Origin of the sequence: Microcystis sp. M083S1, assembly GCF_020246405.1 — a bacterium.
In the GTDB taxonomy this organism is placed as follows: Bacteria; Cyanobacteriota; Cyanobacteriia; order Cyanobacteriales; family Microcystaceae; genus Microcystis; species Microcystis aeruginosa_C.
Map to the genome: position 1 here is coordinate 25,537 of NZ_JADBTB010000020.1, position 21,316 is coordinate 46,852.

Consider the following 21,316-nt stretch of genomic DNA (forward strand, 5'->3'; position numbering starts at 1 on the left):
CGGTTGAGGCAAACAAGCAAGCTTCCCCTATCGTTATTCTATCGATTCTATCAATAATAGTTGTCATCAAAACAGTCCTATCTCCTCAAATCTTACCGTCAGATTTTTACTAAAACCCGAAAAACCCCTTGACAAGAAAAACAAAATATAGTAGAGAAATCAGGGAAAGTGGTTAGCGGTCACTGATAACTGATAACTGATAACTGATAACTGATCACTGATAACTGCTATAAAATTGGACTAGCCTTTTTCCCCAGAAAAAAATTTCCCCATCCATGACCTTAATCCTCTACAACACCCTCAGTCGTCGCGAAGAACCCTTTACTCCCCTCATCCCCGGCATTGTCTCCATGTATTGCTGCGGCATTACCGTCTATGATTATTGCCATTTGGGTCATGCGCGTACCTGTGTGGTTTGGGATGTGGTGCGGCGTTATTTAGAGTATCTCGGCTATAAAGTGCGCTATATTCAGAATTTCACCGATATTGACGATAAAATTCTCAATCGGGCTAAAAATGAACATACCACCATGGCAGCCGTAGCCGAGAAATTTATCCAGGCCTACTTTGAGGATATGGAAAAATTAGGAGTCAGACCGGCGGACGCTTATCCCCGGGCCACTCATACCCTCGACGGCATCAAGCGCCTAGTCTATGAATTAGAACAAAAAGGCTATGCTTACCCCAGCGATGGCGATGTGTACTATTCCGTCCGTCGTTTTTCTGATTATGGCAAACTATCAGGGCGAAAACTGGATGATTTGCAAGCCGGGGCCAGCGGCCGGGTAGAAACCGACGACCCGGAAGCAATTAAAAAACAAGACCCCTTTGATTTTGCCCTCTGGAAGGGGGCAAAACCGGGGGAACCTAGTTGGGATTCTCCCTGGGGCCAAGGTCGTCCGGGGTGGCATATTGAATGTTCGGCCATGGTCAAAGAACAATTGGGAGAAACTATCGACATTCATGTGGGGGGAAGTGATCTAATTTTTCCCCACCACGAAAACGAAATCGCCCAAAGTGAAGCGGCTACGGGTAAACCTCTGGCCCACTATTGGTTACATAATGGCATGGTTAAGGTGGCAGGGGAAAAAATGTCAAAATCCCTCGGTAATTTCATCACTATTCGCGAGTTATTGGCAAAATATGACCCCTTAGCCGTGAGATTATTAATTTTAGGCGCCCAATACCGCAAACCGATTGATTTTTCCGATGAGGGATTGCAGGCGGCCACTAATGGCTGGCATACTTTACAAGAGGGTTTATCCTTTGGTTATAAGCATCTTCCGCCAGATAATCCCGGAATTACTGACCAAGAGCTAGAAAATCGCTTTCAAGAGGCGGTAAATCACGATTTTAACTTTGCCGGTGGTTTAGCGGTGTTATTTGAAATCGCTAAGGAATTACGCAAGGAGGGTAATAATTTAACCCATGCGGGTAAGACAGACAGCAATCTGGCCCAATTAGCGGTAAAATGGCATACTTTGGTGAAATTGTCTAGGGTTTTGGGCTTAGAAATTGCCGCCGACCAGGGAGAAACCCCTGTTTCTGAGGGAATTAGTGCAGCGGATATCGAAAATCTGATCCAACAACGGACAGAGGCGAAAAAAGCGAAAAATTACGCCGAAAGCGATCGCATTCGCGCAGAATTAAAAGCCCAAGGCATTACTTTAATCGACCAACCCGGGGGAATGACTAAATGGTTAAGAGAGGGAGACTAGAAATTCTTTAACCACTTCCTCCACTTTGCGATCGCGTCCATCCACCTGATAGTTTAATTTCTGCATGGCTGTGGAGGTAATTTTGCCGGTGAGTTTGGCTAAAACCTGTCGCAATTGGGGATATTTTTGCAAACTATCCAGGTTAAAAATCGGTACCGCTTCGTAGGGAGGAAAATAGCGTTGATCATCTTCTAGGATGACTAAATCTAGCACGGGAATTAAGCCATCGGTGGAATTTCCCGCCACTAAATCCACTTGTTTTTCGGCTAAAGCGCGGTACATTAACCCTAAATCCATCACTTTCGGGGGTCCGGCAAAAGTTAGACCATAGGTCTTGGCTAATCCCTTATAACCGTCTTCCCTTTCCAAGAATTCATAACCAAAACCCGCTTGCCAATTGGGGGTATATTTCGCCGCTTGCGAGAGAGTTTTAAGATTGTATTGACTGGCGGTTTCTCCCCGGATAACAATGGCGAAAGTATTCTCAAATCCTAGACTGGGAAACACTTCTAGATTAAATTTTTCCGGATAAATCTCTTGCAGCTTTTGAGAGACTAATCGGGCATCGTTCAGGGGTTTTTCTCGCAAAATTCCCGTGAAAGCCGTGCCAGAATACTCCACATAACCATCGATTTTACCCGCTTTCACCGCTTCATGACAGATCAGAGTACCACCGAGATTAAATTGACGTTCAACCCGTAAATTCGTCTCTTTTTCGATTTCCTGTGCCAAAATTTCCCCTAAAATCACCTGTTCGGTAAAATTTTTGGAACCGATCACCACGGTGCCGGGGGATGAATGGAAAATTTGAGTCAAGAGGAAAGATAGCAAGGCCAACCCGATTAAACCTAAGCCCCATTGCCATTTAGAGGGCTTTTTCGGACGTTGCGAAGGGGAAAAGGTCTTTTCTAGCCGACCGAGACTCCAATCGGCAACAAGGGCTAAAAAAGCGGCAGGAATTGCCCCCGCCAAAATTAACTGATTGTTGACCGTGGCAATACCGCGAAAAATAAACACTCCCAAACCACCGCCACCGATGGCAGCTGCGATCGTAGCCACACCGATAGCAATCACCGTGGCAATTCTCACTCCTGCCAAAATTGTCGCCCTGGCTAGGGGTAATTCGATATAGCGCAGGATTTGACCGTCGGTCATGCCTAGGGATAACCCGGCTAATTTTAATTCGGGATCAACTTTTTTGATGCCCAGATAGGTATTTAAAACAATTGGCAGTAAGGTATAGAGAGTTAGGGCAACAATAGCGGGAATTTTGCCGATTCCTCCCAAAAAAGGCACGGAAATTAAAAAACCAAATAGGGCTAAACTGGGGATAGTCTGTAGGGTGTTAACGATCGCTATAATTGGTTGAGCGAGAATAGCTTGACGACTAATCAAAATACCTAGAGGAATCCCGATTAAGCTACCCATAGCCATGGCTATTCCCGTCAAGAAAAGATGCTCTCCAGTGCGAAAAGCGATTTCCCCCGCATAATCTAGCCAAAAACTATCCATAAACTTCTCTTAAAGCTGCTGCTTCATCCTATTGTGTAGAATAAATGGGACCTATTAGTTCCAGTCTTTATTTAAAGATTCTATCATCATCTTGACATTATTTCCTCCCTAAAGACAAATGACTAACAAATTTAATCCTCGGGCTAAAACTGTGGCCGATTGGGCCTATATCGGTATTGATAAACATTTTCATAAAGTTCTTAAACATGAAGCTGGAGTTTTACTCGATCAGGATACGGAAGAATTACATCAAATTCGTGTGGGAATGCGTCGTCTTCGCAGTACCTTAACCGGTTTTGCCCCCGCTTTAACCATGCCGAAATATGCCGATCAAAAACGGGTGGGTAATCTGGGCATAATTTTAGGAGAATTGCGTGATTTAGATGTGTTAAAAGAGGCTTTTGTCGGTCATTATCAGCCAATTTTACCACCGAAAGAACAGGAATTACTGAAGAAAGTTTTACAAGTTCTCGAAAGCCGAAGAAAGAAGGCTTTTGCTAAGGTAGAAAAGCTGTTAAAGTCCGACAAATTTCTCAATTTTAAGGCAGATTTTGCCAGTTGGTTGGATAATCCCACCTATCAACCGATAGGAAAATTAGATATTGCCACGGTTTTACCAGACTTATTATTACCGCAAGCGAGTCGCTTTTTACTCCATGAAGGTTGGTTAGTTGGGGTAAATTTAGAGGAAGATCAAAAAGTAAGAGAGTTTTCTAGTCAAGAAATTGATGACTTATTGGAAAAGGAAGGATTATTACTGCACGATCTCCGTAAAGAAGCCAAGCGTTCTCGCTATAATATGGAGTTATTTACTCAGTTTTATGGCGACAAATATCAAGAGTACCTAGAAGATATTAAAAACCTTCAAGGTATTCTCGGAGAAATGCAGGATTGTTGTGTTCTCTCGGATTTTCTTAGCCAAATTTTCCCCAATTGTCTCGCCAAGGAAATGCCCACCTTACTCGAAATTTTCCAAAATATCCGTCACCAAAAATGGCAAGAATGGCAACCACTACAAAAGAAATTCCTTGACGCTGACACCAGAAAAAGTCTGCACGAGACAATTTTACAGCCTATTTTTCGACCAAATAGTGTAAAATTGGAAACTAATCCAGAATTCTGAGATTAGGAACCGATGAATTTTTTTCAAAAGTTAAACCACGCCATTAGTCAAAACCAGACTCTACTTGTCCTCGGTTTAGATGCTAACCCCGAAATGATGCCCCCCACCCCGGGAGAATTAATCGTTAATTTAGAACAGTGGCTCAAGTTTATTATCGATGAAACTGCCCCTTTTGTCTGTGCCTACAAACCAACTTTAGGCTTTTATCAAGCTTTGGGAGCGGCTGGGTTAGAATTATTACAGCGAATTTTAACGGCAATTCCCCCTCATATCCCGGTCATTTTGGATGCTAAACACGGCGATATTAATACTAGCAGTATTTTAGCTGAGACTATCTTTAAAACTTGGCAGGTGGACGCGGTTACTCTCAATCCCTACTCCGGACAGGATCACGTTGCTCCTTTTTTAGTTTACCCCGAGCATGGCGCTTTTATCCTTTGTCATACTTCCAATCAAGGCGCGATTAATCTGCAAGAATTCCCCAGTCGCGACAATCCTTTTTATCTGCAAGTTGTCAAAGAAGCTTGCACTTGGGGAACTCCCGAACAAGTATTTTTAGAAGTGGGAACCACTCAACCGGAGATATTGAAAAAGATTCGCAATTTTGCCCCCGAAAGATTGATTTTATTACGCAGTATTTGGGAAGACAAAAGTAAATTCTCCGAGTTAATTACTGTGGGTTTAAATAGTCATGGCGAGGGTTTATTAATTCCTATACCCCAAGACTTTTTATCTCAACCCGATTTGGGGGCAAAAGTCAAGGATTTACGCGAGGAAGTCAACAAAATTCAACAAAATCACCAGCAAGAATCAAGCGGAGATGAGACTTGGACTGCTAACGTTTGTCTTTTAAAACAACATCCTCATCAGGATTTAATTCTACAATTATTTGATATTGGTTGCTTGATGTTTGGCGATTATGTACAAGCATCGGGAGAAACTTTTTCCTATTATATTGATCTCAGAAAAATTATCTCTAATCCTAATATTTTTCAGCAGGTAATTGAAGCCTATGGAGAAATATTAAAAACCTTGACATTTGACCGCATTGCTGGTATTCCCTACGGCTCTTTACCTACAGCTACGGGTTTATCTTTATTATTAAATCATCCGATGATTTTCCCCCGCAAAGAAGTAAAAGCTCACGGCACAAGAAGAGTAATTGAAGGTAATTTTCAAGTGGGGGAAACTGTGGTAGTGGTGGACGATATTTTAATTTCTGGCAAAAGTGCGATCGAAGGGGCAGAAAAAATTAAATCGGCGGGATTATTAGTTAATGATATCGTGGTTTTTATCGACCATGGTGGCCCCGTTAAAGATAAACTTCGTAGCCATGGTTATCAACCTTATTCGGTTTTAACCCTAGCAGAAATTACCGATACTCTCTACGAAGCGGGAAGACTGACAGAAGCAGAATATAGCTGTTTTTTAAATCGCTCCCATTGATATTTAGGGTTTGCGGCAAAAAGTTTTTCTTGGGGGCAGGGTGTGGGGTGTGGGGTGTGGGGTGTGGGGTTTTATCGATTTTCAGCTGGTCAACTACCTAATTTTCAGGGAAAAAGTACCTGAATTTTCCCCCCGATCCCCGCAATGGCTGGCACTTTTTGAGGGGAAAAAAGTCCAAAAGTCTTATCCAACAAGGTTTTTAGATTTATTCAGCAGACCCTAAGTAGCAGCCTTATGCTGTCTTTTCACTGTTTACTGATTACTGATTACTGATTACTGATTACTGATCCCTGAAAATTGTTAAGAAACTTGACTGCGTAAGACCTTTAGGGTATTCAGGAGCTTGCTTTCTTCTTTTTCCTCAAAAATAGTTAAATCTTTCGGTTTACAACGTTTTATATGCAATTTAATCCCCTGCGCTCCTTCCGTTTTCAAATCTTCTTCGTAACCGGCTTGAGCGACCTCAGCCTCGTCTTTAGCGAGAAAAGGACCGAAATAATAAGTACATCTGGGATAGTCGGTTTTAATCTCGACCCAGTAGGCTAATCCGAACCTTTCGAGTAAGCTAATCAAAAATTCTTTCATTTCGTTCCCCATCTAAATCTACTCTGGTGGTTTTGTTACGTTTGTTTACATTTCGCAAACTTCCTTCCTATTTTATTTATACTTTCTCCTTTTGGCTATTGGCAGTGTCGAAAAATACAGATTTTCAGTCGGGGGAATTTTGCCAGCGTTGCCGGTAAACCTCGTAAAGAGCCATAGCCGCCGCCACCGAAGCATTGAGACTGGGGGTTTTGCCTGCCAAGGGGATAGATACCAACTCATCGCAGGACTTTTGGGTCAACAGACTCAAACCCTCTCCCTCCGAACCTAGCACCAATCCTATCGCGCCCGTTAAATTGATTGTGTGTAAGGATTTACTGGTTTTTGCCGCCGTGCCGTAGAGCCAAAAACCCGCCGCTTTTAATTCTTCTAAAGCACGATTGAGATTGACCACCCTGGCCACAGGTAAATATTCCAAGGCCCCCGCCGCCACTTTCATCACCGTCGATGTCACCCCAGCGGCGCGACGTTGGGGAATAACTACCCCCTGACAACCCATGGCTTCGGCGGTGCGAATAATTGCCCCAAGGTTATGGGGATCCGTAATACCTTCAGCGATGACGATGACGGGGTGGCGACTTTTGCCCTTAGCTTTCTCGATCAGATCGGCTAATTCGATATAATCATAGGGAGACATCTGGGCGGCGATCCCCTGATGATTGGCCTTACTGGTAATCTGATCGAGACGCAGATCGTCCACCTCATCAATTACCGTGCCGTTGGCTTTGGCCTTTTCCAAAAGGGTATGATAACGGGGATCGTAACGAAGTCGATTGACCACCCAAATCCGATTCAGTTGGCGCTCCTCTTCCATGGCTGTTAAAACCACCCGGCGACCGTAGAGCAGATCATCAGCTTCTTGGTTTTCTGGAGTTACTGCTGGGGATTTAGCCAGAATTGGCCCGGTTTTTGGCCGCGAGGGCCGGCGAGAATTACGATTATCGGACTTGTCACGAAATGGTCGATCGCTCATGGTTGCATGGATTAAGAGTAAAGTCGGGAATCGTCCCTGAGGGCTATAATTCTAGTTTTTCTAATAGTTGATGTAATCTTGAGGGGTCTTGTAGATAAAGATAGCCGAACAGGGTTTCTAAACTGCTGGCCTGCTGATAGACTTGGGCTGTCAGACGACGGCGTTTTCCCGTGACCGCATTGCGTCCCCGGCGCAGAATTTCTTTTTCTTGGTCCGTCAGATAGGGCTGCAGTTGTGCTAAATCTAAAGCCTGTTGTTCGGCCCTGACTTTGCCCACCACCTGAGCGTGATAGTCTCCCAGACGCTGGGGCGGCAGTAAATAATAGCTGCGGATATATAATTCATAAACAGCATCCCCCAGATAGGCCAGAGAAGCGGGCGATAATCGGTCAAGACCCTCTAGGATTGGTGAACCCTGGCCACTGACCTGTAAGCGAATTTTTTCGAGAGGAGATTCCACGATTTACGCTTTTTCTAGATATTCGATCGCCGCTTCTAGGGTGGGTTGCAGGGAAAAAAACTTCTCCAATCGCACCAGTTTTACGGTTTGAGTTACTCGGGGATTGGTAACAATTTGTAAACTGCCCCCTTCGGTTTTGGCCTTTTTCACCAATTTTACCAAAGCTCCTAAACCGGAGCTATCGATAAAATCAATCTGAGCGAGGCTAATAATCACATCCTTGGGACCTTCCTCCACATAGCCTTCGATCACCTTACAAAAAGTCGGTTCGGAAAAGGCATCTAAAAGACCCGTCAAACGGAAAATTTGGTACTTATCTCTGACCTCACGCGTGCCTCGCAAGCTGACGGTCAAGTTAATTGCTTCTGGAATAATCCCCTCCTAGCTCGAGAGCCGTAAAAATCAAAACCCTAGTATATCCTAAAAATTTACGACCGATCCTTTTTTGCTTGCCGCATTAAATCAACAAATTGGCCAAACAGATAATCGGCATCGTGGGGGCCAGGACTGGCCTCGGGGTGGTATTGTACCGAGAAAAAGGGCAGAGACTTGTGTTTTAACCCCGCTACGGTGCGATCGTTGAGGTTGAGATGGGTAATCTCCACTTGCGGATTTAAAGAGGCCTCCTGCACGGCAAAACCGTGATTCTGACTGGTAATTTCCACCTGTTGCTGCAGTCCACAGGGTTGATTTAACCCGCGATGGCCAAATTTCAGTTTAAAGGTTTCTGCTCCCAGGGATAGGCCTAAAATTTGATGACCCATACAGATGCCAAAAGTGGGTTTTTCTCCTTGTAAAAGTTGCTTGGCTAGGGCAATCCCTTCGGTGACAGCCGCCGGATCTCCCGGTCCGTTAGAAAAGAAAATACCATCGGGATTATAGGCGGCGATTTTTTCTGGGGGAGTGTCAGCGGGAACCACGATCACCCGACAACCGTAGCTGGCTAAACGCCGGAGAATATTGCGTTTGATGCCAAAATCGATCGCCACCACCGTTAACGGTTCTTGATCGCTATCAATTGGCGCAAATTCCCAGGCGGACGGGGTGGGAGTCGTCCATTCGTACACTTCCTTGGTGGTTACTTCCTTAACTAGATTTAATCCCGCCATACTGGGGGCCGCCTGCACCAGCCGCAGTAAATCGTGATAATCGAGTATTTCCGTAGAAATTGCCCCATTCATCGCCCCAACCGAGCGAATTTTGCGGGTCAGAGACCGGGTATCGATGCCATAGATGCCAATAACATGATGAGCGGCCAGATAATCCGGTAGGGATTGGCTAGAACGCCAATTACTGGGCCGGTGGCAGATATTTTTGGCGATCGCACCTTTCACCTGGGGACGAATTGACTCCTCATCCTCGGGGTTAACCCCCGTATTTCCCAATTCCGGATAGGTAAAAGTGACGATTTGACCGGCATAACTGGGATCGGTGAGGACTTCCTGATAACCGGTCATCCCCGTGTTAAAGACAACTTCGCCGACGGTGGTTCCCTTGGAGCCGAAGGAATAACCCTCGTAAACTGTACCATCAGCCAGAACTAATAAGGCTTTTTGACTAGCAGCACTTGATATCATCGTCAATTTTTTAATCTTGAGTAGTGGTGAGAAACAAAAGTCAAGGATAGACTAGAACAGGGACTAGAAAACGAATTGCTTAGTTTTAATTGGCTAGAGCGTTTTATGATTAAGAGTACATCCGCTCAAGGACAACAGCTTCCCCTGACTAGCCATCGGCAAGATCCTATCGCTTAAAAAATAACTATATAAGTAATATGAGTCCAAGAAAACTGACTGATGCCACGAAAAAAGAAATTCTTAAGCTTTATCGGGAAACGGAGGCCACCACTTCCACCTTAGCCGAGCGTTATGGCGTGAGTAGCTCTACGGTCAGTCGTTTTCTCAAAAATTCTTTTTCTAGCGAGGAATACGAGCAGTTAATCCAGAAAAAACGCTTGGCCCGCAATCCTCGCGGCCTCGAGGAGGAGGGAGCAGCAGCGGATTTATCGGAAGAAGCGATCGAGGTGATTGGTTTTTCGGCAGCCCACATCGCAGCTAAGGATGAGCAGGCTTTTCAGCAACCGATCGCCGCTGTGGAACAATTAACCCTGTTAATGGATACCTCTTACCCGCCAGAAGCAGATAATTCGGAAGAGACAGAAATTAATGGCGATAAACCCCTAGAAAACGCTAATTTAACCGAGTTTTTCGTCGAAGCTATCGAGGAAGAGGAGGAAGATGAGCTTGACGAGGATTGGGATGAAGAGGAGGATGAAGATGAGGAGGATGAAGATGAAGATGAGGAGGAAGAGGAACTAGCGGGGAGCTATTTAGGCCCCACTATCGTTAAAACAGCCCAATTACAGATCTTACCCCTATCGGCGGCGGCTTTTCCCAAAACCTGTTACTTGGTGATCGATCGCGCTGCCGAATTAATCACCCGTCCCCTCAAGGATTTTGCCGAATTGGGTAAGGTTCCCCCTCAGGAAATCCAGCAGCGCACTCTCCCCATCTTTGAAAGTCATCGCATCGCTCGTCGTTTCTCCAAGCGCAAGGAAAAAGTGATTAAAGTTCCCGACGGTCGCCTGATCGAAAAAGCTCACGCTCAACTGGAAGCGAAAGGGATCACCCGTCTGCTCATGGATGGTCGTATCTACGCTTTAGAGTAGGGAATTAGGGGATAGGAGACTTTTCAGTCTCTTCCGAACCCGTTGCTGAGGGTGGGGACTCGCGCAGTTGAGAGAATTCAGCTTAGATGAGTTTACCCGAAGAAAATATGTCAATTTCATTCAGAGCAGAACTAGCTTACCAATAATCGGCTATGAGTGAGCGCGGTTTTTTCTGGATTTATCACCGGGGTTAGTGTAGTTCAAACTGGTATTACTTACCCAAGTTTTGGTTATCTGGTCAATAAAATACCGAAATATGCAAGAAAACGCAACCGCCGAGAATGTTTATAAGTTTTCTAGTACCTTATCTCCTTCCGATCCAAGCTATGTGGATAGAAGGGCTGATCTGGAACTGTACCAAGCTCTGATGAACAGTCAGTATTGTTATATTTTCAATTCTCGCAAAATGGGCAAGTCGAGTTTGACAGTACGCATCCAAACTCAAATTGAAGTACAAGGAGTAGCCTGTTCCCGTATAGACTTAAATGAATTGGGGACATCAGTAGATCAATCTAGCTGGTATCATTCCTTAATTATTGAAATTGCCGAACAATTAAAACTAAACATGACGGATTTAGAATCTTGGATTGCCAGTCAATCTGTTTCTAATGTTGGGTTACTTAGACAATTTATTAAAGAAATTTTATTAAGAAAAATTTCAACCAGTATTGTTATCTTTATTGATGAAATTGATGTGGTTAGAAAACTACCTTTTGCTACTGATGACTTTTTTGCTTACCTTAGGTCTTGTCATGAAAAGCGAGTTATTAATGCAGATTTTAATCGTATTTCATTTGTTTTAATTGGCACGGCTACCCCCAATCAATTAATTCAAGATAGTCAAAGAACTCCTTTCAATATTGGTAAAGCAATTGAATTAAATGGACTGTCGTTAGAAGATAACTGTCAACCCTTGATGCAGGGACTAGAAGGGTTGGGTGTTTCCCCTCAAGAAATTCTACAAGAAATTTTTAGCTGGACTAATGGTCAACCTTTTCTAACTCAAAAATTGTGTTATTTAATTGCCAAGTTTAAAGTTACAATACCTCGGTCTCTCTTATCAGCCTGGATGCGAGATTTTGTTTATAAACACATTATTGATAACTGGGAAAAAAAAGATGAACCTGCTTTTTTATCAAGTATAAGAGAGCGACTGATTTATCATCCTGATCAAGGATATTTACTAAGGGTTTATGCCAACCTTTTAAAAGGTAAATTGGTAAAAGCTAGTAACACACCAGAACATGATGAATTATTACTATCTGGATTAGTTATCGTCGATAATCAGGGCTATCTTAGAGTGGCTAATGCTATTTATCAGGCAATTTTTAATCAAAAATGGTTATATAATGTATTAGCAGCTAGTCGTCCTTATCAATTGGAAATTGCTAAGTGGGAAGACTCAAATTTTACCGATACAAATTGTTTACTGACAGGTAAAAAGTTAGAGGAATCTAAAAAATGGCAAGAAGATAAAGAATTAGATAGTATCGATTATCGTTTTTTAGCCGCATCTGAGAGCATTACTCGTCAAAAACAATCTCGTTTATTTATGTTGGCAGCGGGAATATTTACTAGCATTGTTACAGGTTTACTTGGGTTGGGATTCTACCAGTCATGGCTGTTACCTTACTTTTATAAAATTCCCTATACTAAGGAGCCTGAACTATTTAGCCAAGGCGAAAAAAAGCTACTTATTAAACAGGAAAATTTTTATAAAGATCGGGGTATTTTGGCTTTTAAAAATGCTAATTATTTGGAAGCTAAACAGTTATTCAAAAAAGCCTATCTCGCTCATCCTGAAGATGCAGAAAACTTGATTTATTATAATAATGTTATCGCTTATTTAAGTAATAATTATGTGACTTTGGCGGTGGTTATTCCCAGTGGCAAAAAAAATGAAATTTCCCAAGAAATCCTTAAAGGGATTGCTCAAGCACAATATTTATTTAATAGCCAATTACCGACAAGTGCGAATAATTTATTTTTAAATATCGTTATTGCCAATGATAATAATGATGAAAAAGTTGCTAAGATAGTCGCCAAGGAAATCGTTAAAGACCCCAAAGTTATTGGAGTAATTGGACATTATTCTAGTGAAGCCACCTTAGCAGCTTTACCTATCTATGAAAGAGCCAAAATTACTTTAATTTCTTCGACAAGTTCCTCGGATGTAATTGAGAGTGAATACTTTTTTAGAACCGTTATCACCAATGAAAAAATTGGTGAGACTTTAGCTAATTATGCCAGCAAACATGATCTAGATAAAGTAATTATTTTTAATAATTCTAACCAGATTGATAGCCAAGAACTTACTCAAGAGTTTCATCAAGCTTTCCAAAAAAAAGGCGGTAAAATCACTAAAGTAATTGATTTATCATCTTCCCTAGATATTGACGCAGAAGTTTTAAAAGCATTTTCCCAAGATCAAGTTAGAGGAATTGTCTTATTTCCCAGTTTGGAATCAGCTTCTGTGGTAGTGGAATTATCCCATACTCTTGAACAGTTGAATACCAGTACCACTCTAGAACTGAAAAATAAGCTAGTTCTTTTAGGGAGTCATTCCATGTATGAACATGAAATGTTGGTTGATAGCGGTAAATTTATTGATAATTTAGTTTTGGCTGTGCCTTGGTTTTCCCATCTAATTAAGTCCCAAAATTTTGTCAGAGATGCTCAAGCTTTATGGAAAGAAGATATTAGTTGGCGAACCGCTACCAGTTATGATGCAGCCCAATCATTTATAGCTGCTATTAGAGCCTTGCAATCCCAGAATAAAATTTCTTTAGAGTTGATACAAGAACATTTGGAAAACCTCAATCTTTCGGCCAGTTTGACCTCAGGCAATTCTCTCAGGTTTGTAGATAATGAATCCGAATCTAATCGAGAACCAATTACTGTCAGGGTTAAGAGTAAGTTAGAAGCAAAACTTGAAAACTCAATTCAGTTTCAATTGGAATCTCAACGAGACTAATCAAGCAAGTCGTCAAAATATACTTGATACAAATTGCAACGAACCTCTAGGTTATCATAACTTTTGTGGATCAGTCCCAATCGTTCCAAAAATTGGACAGATTCTCCTTTCATTTGAGCCGGAGTCAGAGCTTTTTTCTGAAGAATTTGCCTAAAAATATTCTGGAGGTTAGCATTACTTTTCAGATATCTCATCAGTAGGAAAAAATGACTTTGAAATGGCTCTCGTCCCTGCAAGGCATCATCTAGAACCTTTTCTAGAGAATTTCCTTCTTGCAATTTTACCAAGATTAACTTAATTAAATAAGGATTACCTCCCACTAAGTTCATGACCTTATGAACATCTGATAACGTCCAATTAATGCCATTAACTTGAGCGAAAGTGAGAACTTGTTCCGCATTAAAATCCGATAAACTAGCCACATAACCTACACCAATTAAGGGAGAGGCATAAAAATCGTAGTTGCTATAAAATTCCGTTGAATGAATAATAATTAAGCGTAGTTTCCGCCAAGGTTGGGAACGTCTTTCATGCCAACTTCTGAGAATACCACAAATTTCATTACCGATTGTTTCAGTTTCCAAAATTGTATCAAATTTTTCAAAGACAAAAACCAGAGGATTAGCGCTGGGTTGGAGAACATATTCCTCTAAATATCGTCGAGTTTTGTGGGCAGGAGTTCCGGGACGAGACCAAAATTTATCGAGAAGAGATTCGTTAATCTTTAATTCTTGGGTAATGGTACGACAAATCGACAGCAGCAAGTCTTCACAACTAAGGGCAATAGTGGCTTTTTCCTCCTCACAATCAATGATAACTGGTTGATAATTATCTTGTTTGAGATGATGGACTAACCAATTAACTAAACGGGTTTTGCCACTATTATGAGGTGCGCGAATTCTTAGCAACGATTGTTCTTGCTGAAGAACTTTGAGACAATTTTCCTCCAGAGGTGGACGTTTTACATAATCCTTAATATAGGTCTGATAATCCTGTTGTTTTTCCTCATCTAAAGAGGAGAAAATAGCAGCAATTGCGGGAGATTGATGTTTACTTTTGTTTGCCCACTCTTGATCAAAGCTCCTTAGGTTGGTTAAAATATCATGACCCCGTTGCCAAAAAGTAATTTGAAAAGTACGAATTTTTCCTTGATTATTGAGACGATGATCTTCCAAAATACCTAAAAACTTTTCGTTAAGATATTCCGTCAAAGCATCACGAATTTGCCATGACTCCAGCTTTTGACCACATTTTTCAGTCAGCATTTCTAAAGCATTAAGTTCGGCTTGAATTTTCAATTTTTTCTCATTAATCCAGCTAAATTTAATAGCCAGATTTTCACAATTATCTACCTCGTAGTTAGCAAACTTTAACAGAGCATTAAGCAGATATTTGGTTCTTTGTCTGGGAATATCCCCATAGGTAACTTTTCTAGACATTATCTCAAGTTTAGTAATTAAGGACTTTGCTGATAATTGAGAAATTTAAGTAATAATTTGGTTACGGATTAAACTTAAAACAGTGAGTTTCCTATCCTCCTTTTTGAGTGCAAGCTTCGCTCCCCTGTTTAAGGACGTGCGCTAAATCCAACCGTTCGAGAAAAATTTGACCTGTCAGTTCGCGAGTTTTCAATTGATGCCATTCAGGTGCAACAAGATTGATTTCAGAGGGGTATTTGGGCAGTGGAAACAGAAATAATCCTTGCCGCTGCTACTGATCCCAATATTCTCTGACTTGCTTACTCGAACGATAGCGGATTTTTCTAGAGGGTACCTCAAAAAATAGATTTACTTCAGCATTGCACCGCCTGAAACCCTGATGAAACCTTTGTTGATTCTCAATTAGTGTGAATATTTTCTCAATAAGTCCAATTTATCGAGGTACTCTAGACAACCTTGACCACATCTCTCAAAAAAATTTTCCGCAAAACCCCGAAGTTCCCCAAGGTTTTTCTCCACCCCCAAGTTACTCAAACTCCAGTCTGGGATAGCAATTGAGGGCAAGAAAAATTAGCCTTTGACTGTGGGTGTACTCACAGTGCAATAATCAACCACAACAAAGTTCAGATTTTCTTAATAGTCTTTTTCCCCTTGCTATGGCAGCACTTTGACCGATATCTGTCTGGCTATTTTGTGCCGAATTAGACAACTCCACTGGATGACCGACTATGACTAAAATTGCTGATATTGCCTACGTTACCTATCAACATCCGGATTTAGACCTGTGCGAACGTTTTTTGAGGGATTTTGGACTGATTACCGCAGTTAAAACCGATACAGCCTTGTATATGCGAGCTAGAGGCAAAAAACAGTTTGTCTATGTCGTAGAATGGGGAAAAAAAGCTAAATTTGTCAGTTTTGCCCTAGAAGCGACATCAGAATCCGTCTTACATGAACTAGCCACTTTAGCCTCCGCTTCGACCGTGGAAACCCTGTTCACCCCCGGCGGTGGTCAGCGCATCAAAATTATTGACCCCAACGGTTTTAACCTAGAATTGGTCTATGGTATCGAGGAAGTGGAACCTTTGCCGATTCCTGAACCCTTGCAATGGAATCACGCTAGTCGGAAAACCCGTTTAGGTCGCACCCAAAGGCCGAAAAAAGAACCCGCACCTATTTTACGTTTAGGTCATCTAGCTATTGATGTCAAAGACTTTGAGGAAAGTTATCACTGGTATCAGCAGACTTTTGGCTTAAAAGCAACAGATTTAATTTATTACGGCCATCCCAGTTTACGAGTCGGGGGTTTTCTTCGTTGTCAACGGGGAGAGGAATGGGTTGATCATCACACCATCGCCATGTTGCAAGGTTCTCACCCCAAAGTCCATCATACTGCCTTCGAGGTACAAGATTTTGACTCTATTAAAATCGGCCACGATTGGTTACGAGAAAAAGGATGGACTCCTGTGTGGGGTATTGGTCGCCATTTGTTGGGAAGTCAAGTGTTTGACTATTGGCAAGATCCTTTCGGTAGCCTCATTGAACATTTTACCGATGGGGACCTTTTCGAGCAAACCACCGAGCCAGAACTTCACGCGGGTGGGTTAGATATTCTCTATCAATGGGGACCGGCGATTCCCGAAAGTTTTTTAGGTTAAACCGTTGAAAACGTCTCATAAAAGGGTTTAGATGATGAATATTGCTGAAATATTTCAAAAAAGACGCTCTACTCGTAAATTTCGCACCGATGCCATTCCCGAAGAAATTTTAGCCGAAATTTTTCGTTTAGGATTCCAAGCTCCCTCTAGTTATAATTTGCAACCATGGCGATTTATAGTGGTTAGAGAACCAGAAAATAAGGCAAAATTGCGAGAATTCGGCTTTGAACAAGATAAATTGGTCGATGCACCCGTGGTTTTAATCTGTTGTGGCGATCGCCAAGTTAACCATCGTGGTTACATTAATCAAGTGATTGAGTTAGGAAAGCAAGAGGGGACGATTTCCGAAAAACGGGCCAAGTTCATGCACATGGCCATTCCGCCTTTTTTCCAATTTAAACCCTGTTATCAGTCTCCAGAAGCTTGGAGCAACCGACAAGTTATGATTGCGGTTACTTATCTCATGATAGCGGCGCAAAGCTTGGGGGTGGATAGTTGTCCCCTAGAAGGATTTGTGGCTAAACCCTTGCGCGAGTATTTCCAAATTCCCGATACGGTCGATGTCTGTTGTCTCTTAGCCTTGGGATACGCTGATGAACCCTTGAGCGAGTATGGGGGACGTTTTGGGACTCAGAAGCTCTGCTATGGCGAAATTTACGGAGAAACCTTTAATTTAAGCCCAAATCACCCCTAGAATTCTAGTCGCCCCCCGTCACCAGAAACTTTTCCCGGTGCGAGAGGATTAAATCTTTGTTTTCGATTCCATTGAATAATGGGGAGTAAAAAAATGACTCTTTGTTTAGATAATAAGCTTAATTTGTCAGAAATAAGCAGTTTAGTCGATATTATTCGTTATCGCGCCCAATACCAACCCCAAAAAACGGCTTATACCTTTTTAGTCGATGGCGAAACCGAAGAAAAACGCCTTACCTACGGGGAATTATTTCTGGAAGCGCAAGCGATTGCCAATAGTCTCCAATCCATCCTATTACCGGGGGAACGAGTTTTATTAGCATACCCTTCGGGATTAGAGTTTATTACTGGGTTTTTCGGCTGTTTATTAGCAGGAGTAGTGGCAATTCCAGTCAATTTGCCCAAGAAAAACCAAAAGATGGCTCGCTTAACTTCTATTATTAATAATTCGCAAGCAAGCTTACTTTTAAGCACACAATCGGAATTAGACCAATTAAAAAGGCAACTAGACAGAGATATTCCCTTTCTAGCTACGGATAGCTTAATCGGCAAAAGTTTAGCCGAAGACCACCCCACTCAGATAAAAGCAGAGACCTTAGCCTTTTTACAATACACCTCTGGTTCCACGGGGACTCCCAAAGGAGTGATGGTCAATCACGAGAATCTTTTGACCAACCTCCGAGATTTAGATTTAGGTTGGGAACACGATGAAAAGAGCGTTATGGTGACATGGTTGCCAACTTTTCATGATATGGGGCTGATTTATGGCATTTTACTGCCTTTTTATCGAGGATTTCCCTGTTATCTCATGTCCCCGGTTTCCTTTTTACAACGTCCTTTCGGTTGGTTAAATGCCATCAGCAAATACAGGGCCACCCACACTGCCGCCCCTAATTTTGCCTATAAACGTTGTCTTGACAAGATTAAAGAGGAGCAGCTGACGGATTTAGACTTAAGCAGCTGGAAAGTGGCTTTAAATGGGGCAGAAACGGTCAGAATGGAAATTTTAAGCGAATTTGCTCGTAAATTTGCCCCCTGTGGTTTTGAGTTTGCCGCCTTTTGTCCGGGTTATGGTTTAGCCGAGGCCACCTTAAAAGTTGCTGCTGTCAGGAAAAATCAAGTTCCTCAAATCTGCTGGGTTGAAAAAGCCGCTTTAAACCGTCATCAAATCGTTTTTACGGAAAAAAGCCCAAATTCTCAATCCTTAGTCAGTTGTGGACAAACAGAAATCGACACAGAAATTGCCATTGTTAATCCTGAAACCCGTCAACGCTGTCCCTCCCAGCAGGTGGGAGAAATTTGGGTGAAAGGCAAAACCGTTGCCCAGGGCTATTGGCAACATCCCGAAGCTACAGAAAAAACTTTTCAAGCAGTTATCGCCGATACCGGACAGGGTTTTTATTTGCGTACAGGGGATTTAGGTTTTATTCATCAGGGTCAACTATACATCACCGGACGCTTGAAAGACCTGATGATTATTCGCGGCGGTAACTACTATCCCCAGGATATCGAACAGACCGTAGAACAATGCTATCCCGACTTTTGCCCCAGTGGAACTGCCGCCTTTACCGTAGAAATCGAGGCAGAAGAAAAGTTAGTCCTGGTTCAAGAGGTAGAAAGAACGGCAATTCGCCGTTTTAACCAGCAAAAAGCCCTAGAAGCAGTTCGTCGAGCGGTTTTTCAAGAACACGAATTGCAAGTTTATGATATCGCTTTTATCAAACCCGCATCTCTGTCCAAAACTTCTAGCGGCAAAATTCAACGCCACGCTTGCCGTCAACAGTATTTAAACCAGCAACTTCCACTAATTTCATCCCCTATGCCGACGCTAACCCCCCCCCTCAGCAGTCACCAAGCTGCCCCCACAACCGCTAGTCAAGAAAAAACCGAGCAAATCTTGACTTGGTTGCGAGATTACGCCAAAACTCGCATTAATTCCCATCTGATTGATGACCGTCGTTGTGTGCCGCCCTATATTGTCATGGATTTTGGCAATCAAGGACTGATGGGAATGCAGATTCCTGAAGAATACGGGGGAATAGCCCTTAATAATCGCAATTTTTTGCAGGTGATGGAACAATTAGCCGCCATTGATTTAACCCTGGCGACGATGGTGAGTCTCAATAACAGCTTAGGTATCCGTCCGCTGCTCAACTACGGGACTATTTCCCTCAAGCAAGAGTTATTACCTCTTTTAGCGACAGGAAGACAATTATCCTCCTTTGGCATGACGGAACCGGAAGCAGGAGCGAATATCGGGGCAATTAGTACCGTTGCAGTGCCGGATGGCCGAGATAAATGGCGAATTCGCGGCCTTAAGCGTTGGAATGGTTCTGCTTGGGCCGGAATGATTAATGTTTTTGTCCGTTTGCTTGATTCGGAAGAACCGGGGAATAACGGTTTGACAGGTTTTCTTGTCCGTCAAGGTACCCCCGGTCTGCGTTTGGGACCTGAATCCCTAACTATGGGATTACGGGGAATTATGCAAAATGCCATCTATTTTGAGGATGTTTTAGTCACTAAAGAGCAATTGCTGGGAGAATTGGGCAATGGCACTGAACCCGCCGACGATGCTTTACTTTATGCCCGTTTAGGTATTGGCATGATGGGAGTTGGCGGCATGAAACGCTGTTTACAATTAATGTTACGTTATGCCAGCCGTCGTTCGATCGCTACCGGTAAATTGCTAGAAAGTCCGATTACTTTAGCCCGTTTTGATCATTTAACTGGGGCTACGGTGGCCTTGTCCAGTCTCTTAAAGTGTATCACCACCGCCTTAGACCAAAAAGTGGCCGTTCCCAGGGAAATGGCCGTTATTGCCAAGATTACGGGGGCTGATTACCTCTGGGAAGCGGCCGATAGTCTCGTTCAGATGCTGGGGGGTAGAGGTTACATGGAAACTAATCTTGCCCCGCAAATTCTCCGGGATGCCAGAGTTTTACGAATTGGCGAAGGTCCTAACGAAAGTTTGAAAATCTTTTTGGGCAAAAGTATCACCCATACGGACAAATTAGGCGAATTTCTGACAAAAGTTCTGGAAGCGCCCGAGATTGCCCTGCAACTCCACAGCACCGCCCAATCTATTAATCAGCGTTGTCTCCAGTCTAATCTCTGGGGTGATCGTTCTGCCGCCTTAGCTTGGGCCTATTCTTTAATCGGAGAATTGGGTTGTTACGCCGCTTTAGTAGCAACAACGGCGAAAATGGCCCAAATTCACCCCGGGGAAAAGTACAGTCATGCCCTAGCTTGGAGTCAATTGCAGTTTGATTTATGTGTGCAGAAAGCTCTCCGGGGAACACCCGAAGAAAACTTTGCTTCTTCGGTGGCGACTATCCGCGATCGTATCCTCGATTATACTCAATCTATTGATGATATTGAACAACGTCTAGACGGTTCCGATTATCAACTCGACGAGTTATTGACGTTGGAACCAGAAGCTAAACAGACTCATCCTCAAGCTGAAACTTCTCTGGTCGAAATTGCTAGTCAACCGACGCAGAACCGAGTAAATATACCCTCTAGTCCGAAAAAGTCCCTTCTTAGCCAACAAACTCCCGAAAAGGTGGAAATGTGGTTAGGTAATTGGTTACACCAGAAATTAAAGGTCAATCCAGCCACTATCCAAACCAGCCAGTCTTTTGCTGATTTTGGCTTAGATTCAATTTTTGCCGTGGAATTAGCCCAAGATCTTGCCGATTGGTCGGGAATCCCCGTCGAAGCCACCATTGTTTGGAATTATCCCACTATTGATAGTTTGGCAGAATATTTAGCTAACCAGATTAATCAAAGCAATACTGGGGCTGAATCGGCAAATACTCGAGAAAAAAGCGAAATTTTAGCAGTTTTACCCCAAATATCCGAAGAAGAAATCTCTGCTTTCTTTAGTTAATCGCTGGTGGGGATAGGATAGCTAATTTCCCTTGTCCTATCCCCCACCTCGGAGTCACGAGGACAATTGTGACTATGCAACTAAATTTTCCCATCCCGACAGTATCAAGGTTTTTCCCGCTTATCCGTGACTTTTTCCCAAGCATAACCTGAGATGAAAG

16 protein-coding genes are annotated in these 21,316 nt (G+C 42.8%); 9 read left to right on the plus strand and 7 right to left on the minus strand.

The window, feature by feature from the left end:
* The first annotated feature begins 275 nt into the window (after positions 1–275).
* Positions 276–1,718 (plus strand): cysteine--tRNA ligase, encoded by a 1,443-nt coding sequence (gene cysS, locus IM450_RS01730; RefSeq protein ID WP_287664924.1) that lies wholly within the window; start codon positions 276–278, stop codon positions 1,716–1,718.
* Here the strand turns inward: cysS and IM450_RS01735 are convergent.
* Positions 1,701–3,230: a glycine betaine ABC transporter substrate-binding protein gene (locus IM450_RS01735; RefSeq protein WP_287664925.1), complete on the minus strand. Its 1,530-nt coding sequence runs from the start codon at positions 3,228–3,230 to the stop codon at positions 1,701–1,703. The genes cysS and IM450_RS01735 overlap by 18 nt on opposite strands.
* A gap of 118 nt (positions 3,231–3,348) precedes the next feature.
* Here IM450_RS01735 and IM450_RS01740 point away from each other — a divergent pair, with 118 nt between their 5' ends.
* The 3 genes from IM450_RS01740 to IM450_RS22375 are packed head-to-tail and all read left to right on the plus strand — an operon-like array spanning position 3,349 to position 6,022.
* Positions 3,349–4,353: a CHAD domain-containing protein gene (locus tag IM450_RS01740; RefSeq protein WP_287664926.1), complete on the plus strand. Its 1,005-nt coding sequence runs from the start codon at positions 3,349–3,351 to the stop codon at positions 4,351–4,353.
* Positions 4,354–4,365: 12 nt separating this feature from the next.
* Complete coding sequence (locus IM450_RS01745) at positions 4,366–5,799, plus strand: bifunctional orotidine-5'-phosphate decarboxylase/orotate phosphoribosyltransferase (RefSeq protein WP_004268535.1); 1,434 nt, start codon at positions 4,366–4,368, stop codon at positions 5,797–5,799.
* A gap of 40 nt (positions 5,800–5,839) precedes the next feature.
* Positions 5,840–6,022: a hypothetical protein gene (locus IM450_RS22375; RefSeq protein WP_170915505.1), complete on the plus strand. Its 183-nt coding sequence runs from the start codon at positions 5,840–5,842 to the stop codon at positions 6,020–6,022.
* Positions 6,023–6,099: 77 nt separating this feature from the next.
* On the opposite strand, the gene IM450_RS01750 is transcribed toward IM450_RS22375, so the two are convergent.
* The 5 genes from IM450_RS01750 to carA form a co-directional block, all read right to left on the minus strand.
* On the minus strand, positions 6,100–6,396 hold the full coding sequence (locus IM450_RS01750) for a DUF1816 domain-containing protein (RefSeq protein ID WP_002768846.1): 297 nt from the start codon (positions 6,394–6,396) through the stop codon (positions 6,100–6,102).
* A 112-nt stretch (positions 6,397–6,508) separates the two neighbouring features.
* Entirely contained in the window at positions 6,509–7,375 is an 867-nt protein-coding gene (rlmB, locus tag IM450_RS01755) for a 23S rRNA (guanosine(2251)-2'-O)-methyltransferase RlmB (RefSeq protein WP_287664928.1), read from the minus strand.
* Positions 7,376–7,418: 43 nt separating this feature from the next.
* Positions 7,419–7,835, minus strand: a complete 417-nt coding sequence (locus IM450_RS01760) for a Mini-ribonuclease 3 (protein ID WP_004268539.1) — start codon at positions 7,833–7,835, stop codon at positions 7,419–7,421.
* A 3-nt stretch (positions 7,836–7,838) separates the two neighbouring features.
* Positions 7,839–8,189 carry an STAS domain-containing protein gene (locus tag IM450_RS01765; protein WP_045360375.1) on the minus strand — a complete coding sequence of 117 codons (351 nt, stop codon included), beginning with the start codon at positions 8,187–8,189 and terminating at the stop codon, positions 7,839–7,841.
* A gap of 74 nt (positions 8,190–8,263) precedes the next feature.
* The gene (gene carA / locus IM450_RS01770) at positions 8,264–9,412 is read right to left on the minus strand and encodes a glutamine-hydrolyzing carbamoyl-phosphate synthase small subunit (protein ID WP_287664929.1); all 1,149 of its coding nucleotides are present in this window, start codon (positions 9,410–9,412) and stop codon (positions 8,264–8,266) included.
* Positions 9,413–9,609: 197 nt separating this feature from the next.
* Between carA and IM450_RS01775 the strand changes: the two genes are divergently transcribed.
* Positions 9,610–10,503, plus strand: coding sequence for a helix-turn-helix domain-containing protein (locus IM450_RS01775; RefSeq protein WP_287664932.1), 894 nt, complete (start codon positions 9,610–9,612; stop codon positions 10,501–10,503).
* Positions 10,504–10,759: 256 nt separating this feature from the next.
* Complete coding sequence (locus IM450_RS01780) at positions 10,760–13,477, plus strand: AAA-like domain-containing protein (RefSeq protein ID WP_287664935.1); 2,718 nt, start codon at positions 10,760–10,762, stop codon at positions 13,475–13,477.
* Here IM450_RS01780 and IM450_RS01785 read toward each other — a convergent pair.
* Positions 13,474–14,916: an AAA-like domain-containing protein gene (locus IM450_RS01785; RefSeq protein WP_287664937.1), complete on the minus strand. Its 1,443-nt coding sequence runs from the start codon at positions 14,914–14,916 to the stop codon at positions 13,474–13,476. The two genes, IM450_RS01780 and IM450_RS01785, sit on opposite strands and share 4 nt — an antisense overlap.
* Before the next feature lie 728 nt (positions 14,917–15,644).
* Here IM450_RS01785 and IM450_RS01790 point away from each other — a divergent pair.
* From IM450_RS01790 to IM450_RS01800, 3 genes are all read left to right on the plus strand, one after another.
* Positions 15,645–16,574, plus strand: a complete 930-nt coding sequence (locus IM450_RS01790) for a VOC family protein (RefSeq protein ID WP_149107576.1) — start codon at positions 15,645–15,647, stop codon at positions 16,572–16,574.
* A 34-nt stretch (positions 16,575–16,608) separates the two neighbouring features.
* A complete protein-coding gene (locus IM450_RS01795) occupies positions 16,609–17,268 on the plus strand; it encodes a nitroreductase family protein (protein ID WP_002741314.1) in 660 nt (219 codons plus the stop codon).
* Between the two features lie 93 nt (positions 17,269–17,361).
* Positions 17,362–21,156 (plus strand): AMP-binding protein, encoded by a 3,795-nt coding sequence (locus IM450_RS01800; RefSeq protein WP_287664941.1) that lies wholly within the window; start codon positions 17,362–17,364, stop codon positions 21,154–21,156.
* The last annotated feature ends 160 nt before the right edge of the window (positions 21,157–21,316 follow it).

Excerpts from the sequence above, each read along its gene's own strand:
- IM450_RS01735 (WP_287664925.1), bottom strand. The coding sequence starts at position 3,230 with ATGGATAGTTTTTGGCTAGATTATGCGGGGGAAATCGCTTTTCGCACT.
- cysS (WP_287664924.1), top strand. The coding sequence starts at position 276 with ATGACCTTAATCCTCTACAACACCCTCAGTCGTCGCGAAGAACCCTTT.
- rlmB (WP_287664928.1), bottom strand. The coding sequence starts at position 7,375 with ATGAGCGATCGACCATTTCGTGACAAGTCCGATAATCGTAATTCTCGC.
- IM450_RS01750 (WP_002768846.1), bottom strand. The coding sequence starts at position 6,396 with ATGGGGAACGAAATGAAAGAATTTTTGATTAGCTTACTCGAAAGGTTC.
- IM450_RS01800 (WP_287664941.1), top strand. The coding sequence starts at position 17,362 with ATGACTCTTTGTTTAGATAATAAGCTTAATTTGTCAGAAATAAGCAGT.
- IM450_RS01740 (WP_287664926.1), top strand. The coding sequence starts at position 3,349 with ATGACTAACAAATTTAATCCTCGGGCTAAAACTGTGGCCGATTGGGCC.
- carA (WP_287664929.1), bottom strand. The coding sequence starts at position 9,412 with ATGATATCAAGTGCTGCTAGTCAAAAAGCCTTATTAGTTCTGGCTGAT.
- IM450_RS01795 (WP_002741314.1), top strand. The coding sequence starts at position 16,609 with ATGAATATTGCTGAAATATTTCAAAAAAGACGCTCTACTCGTAAATTT.
- IM450_RS01790 (WP_149107576.1), top strand. The coding sequence starts at position 15,645 with ATGACTAAAATTGCTGATATTGCCTACGTTACCTATCAACATCCGGAT.
- IM450_RS01775 (WP_287664932.1), top strand. The coding sequence starts at position 9,610 with ATGAGTCCAAGAAAACTGACTGATGCCACGAAAAAAGAAATTCTTAAG.
- IM450_RS01745 (WP_004268535.1), top strand. The coding sequence starts at position 4,366 with ATGAATTTTTTTCAAAAGTTAAACCACGCCATTAGTCAAAACCAGACT.
- IM450_RS01785 (WP_287664937.1), bottom strand. The coding sequence starts at position 14,916 with ATGTCTAGAAAAGTTACCTATGGGGATATTCCCAGACAAAGAACCAAA.
- IM450_RS01780 (WP_287664935.1), top strand. The coding sequence starts at position 10,760 with ATGCAAGAAAACGCAACCGCCGAGAATGTTTATAAGTTTTCTAGTACC.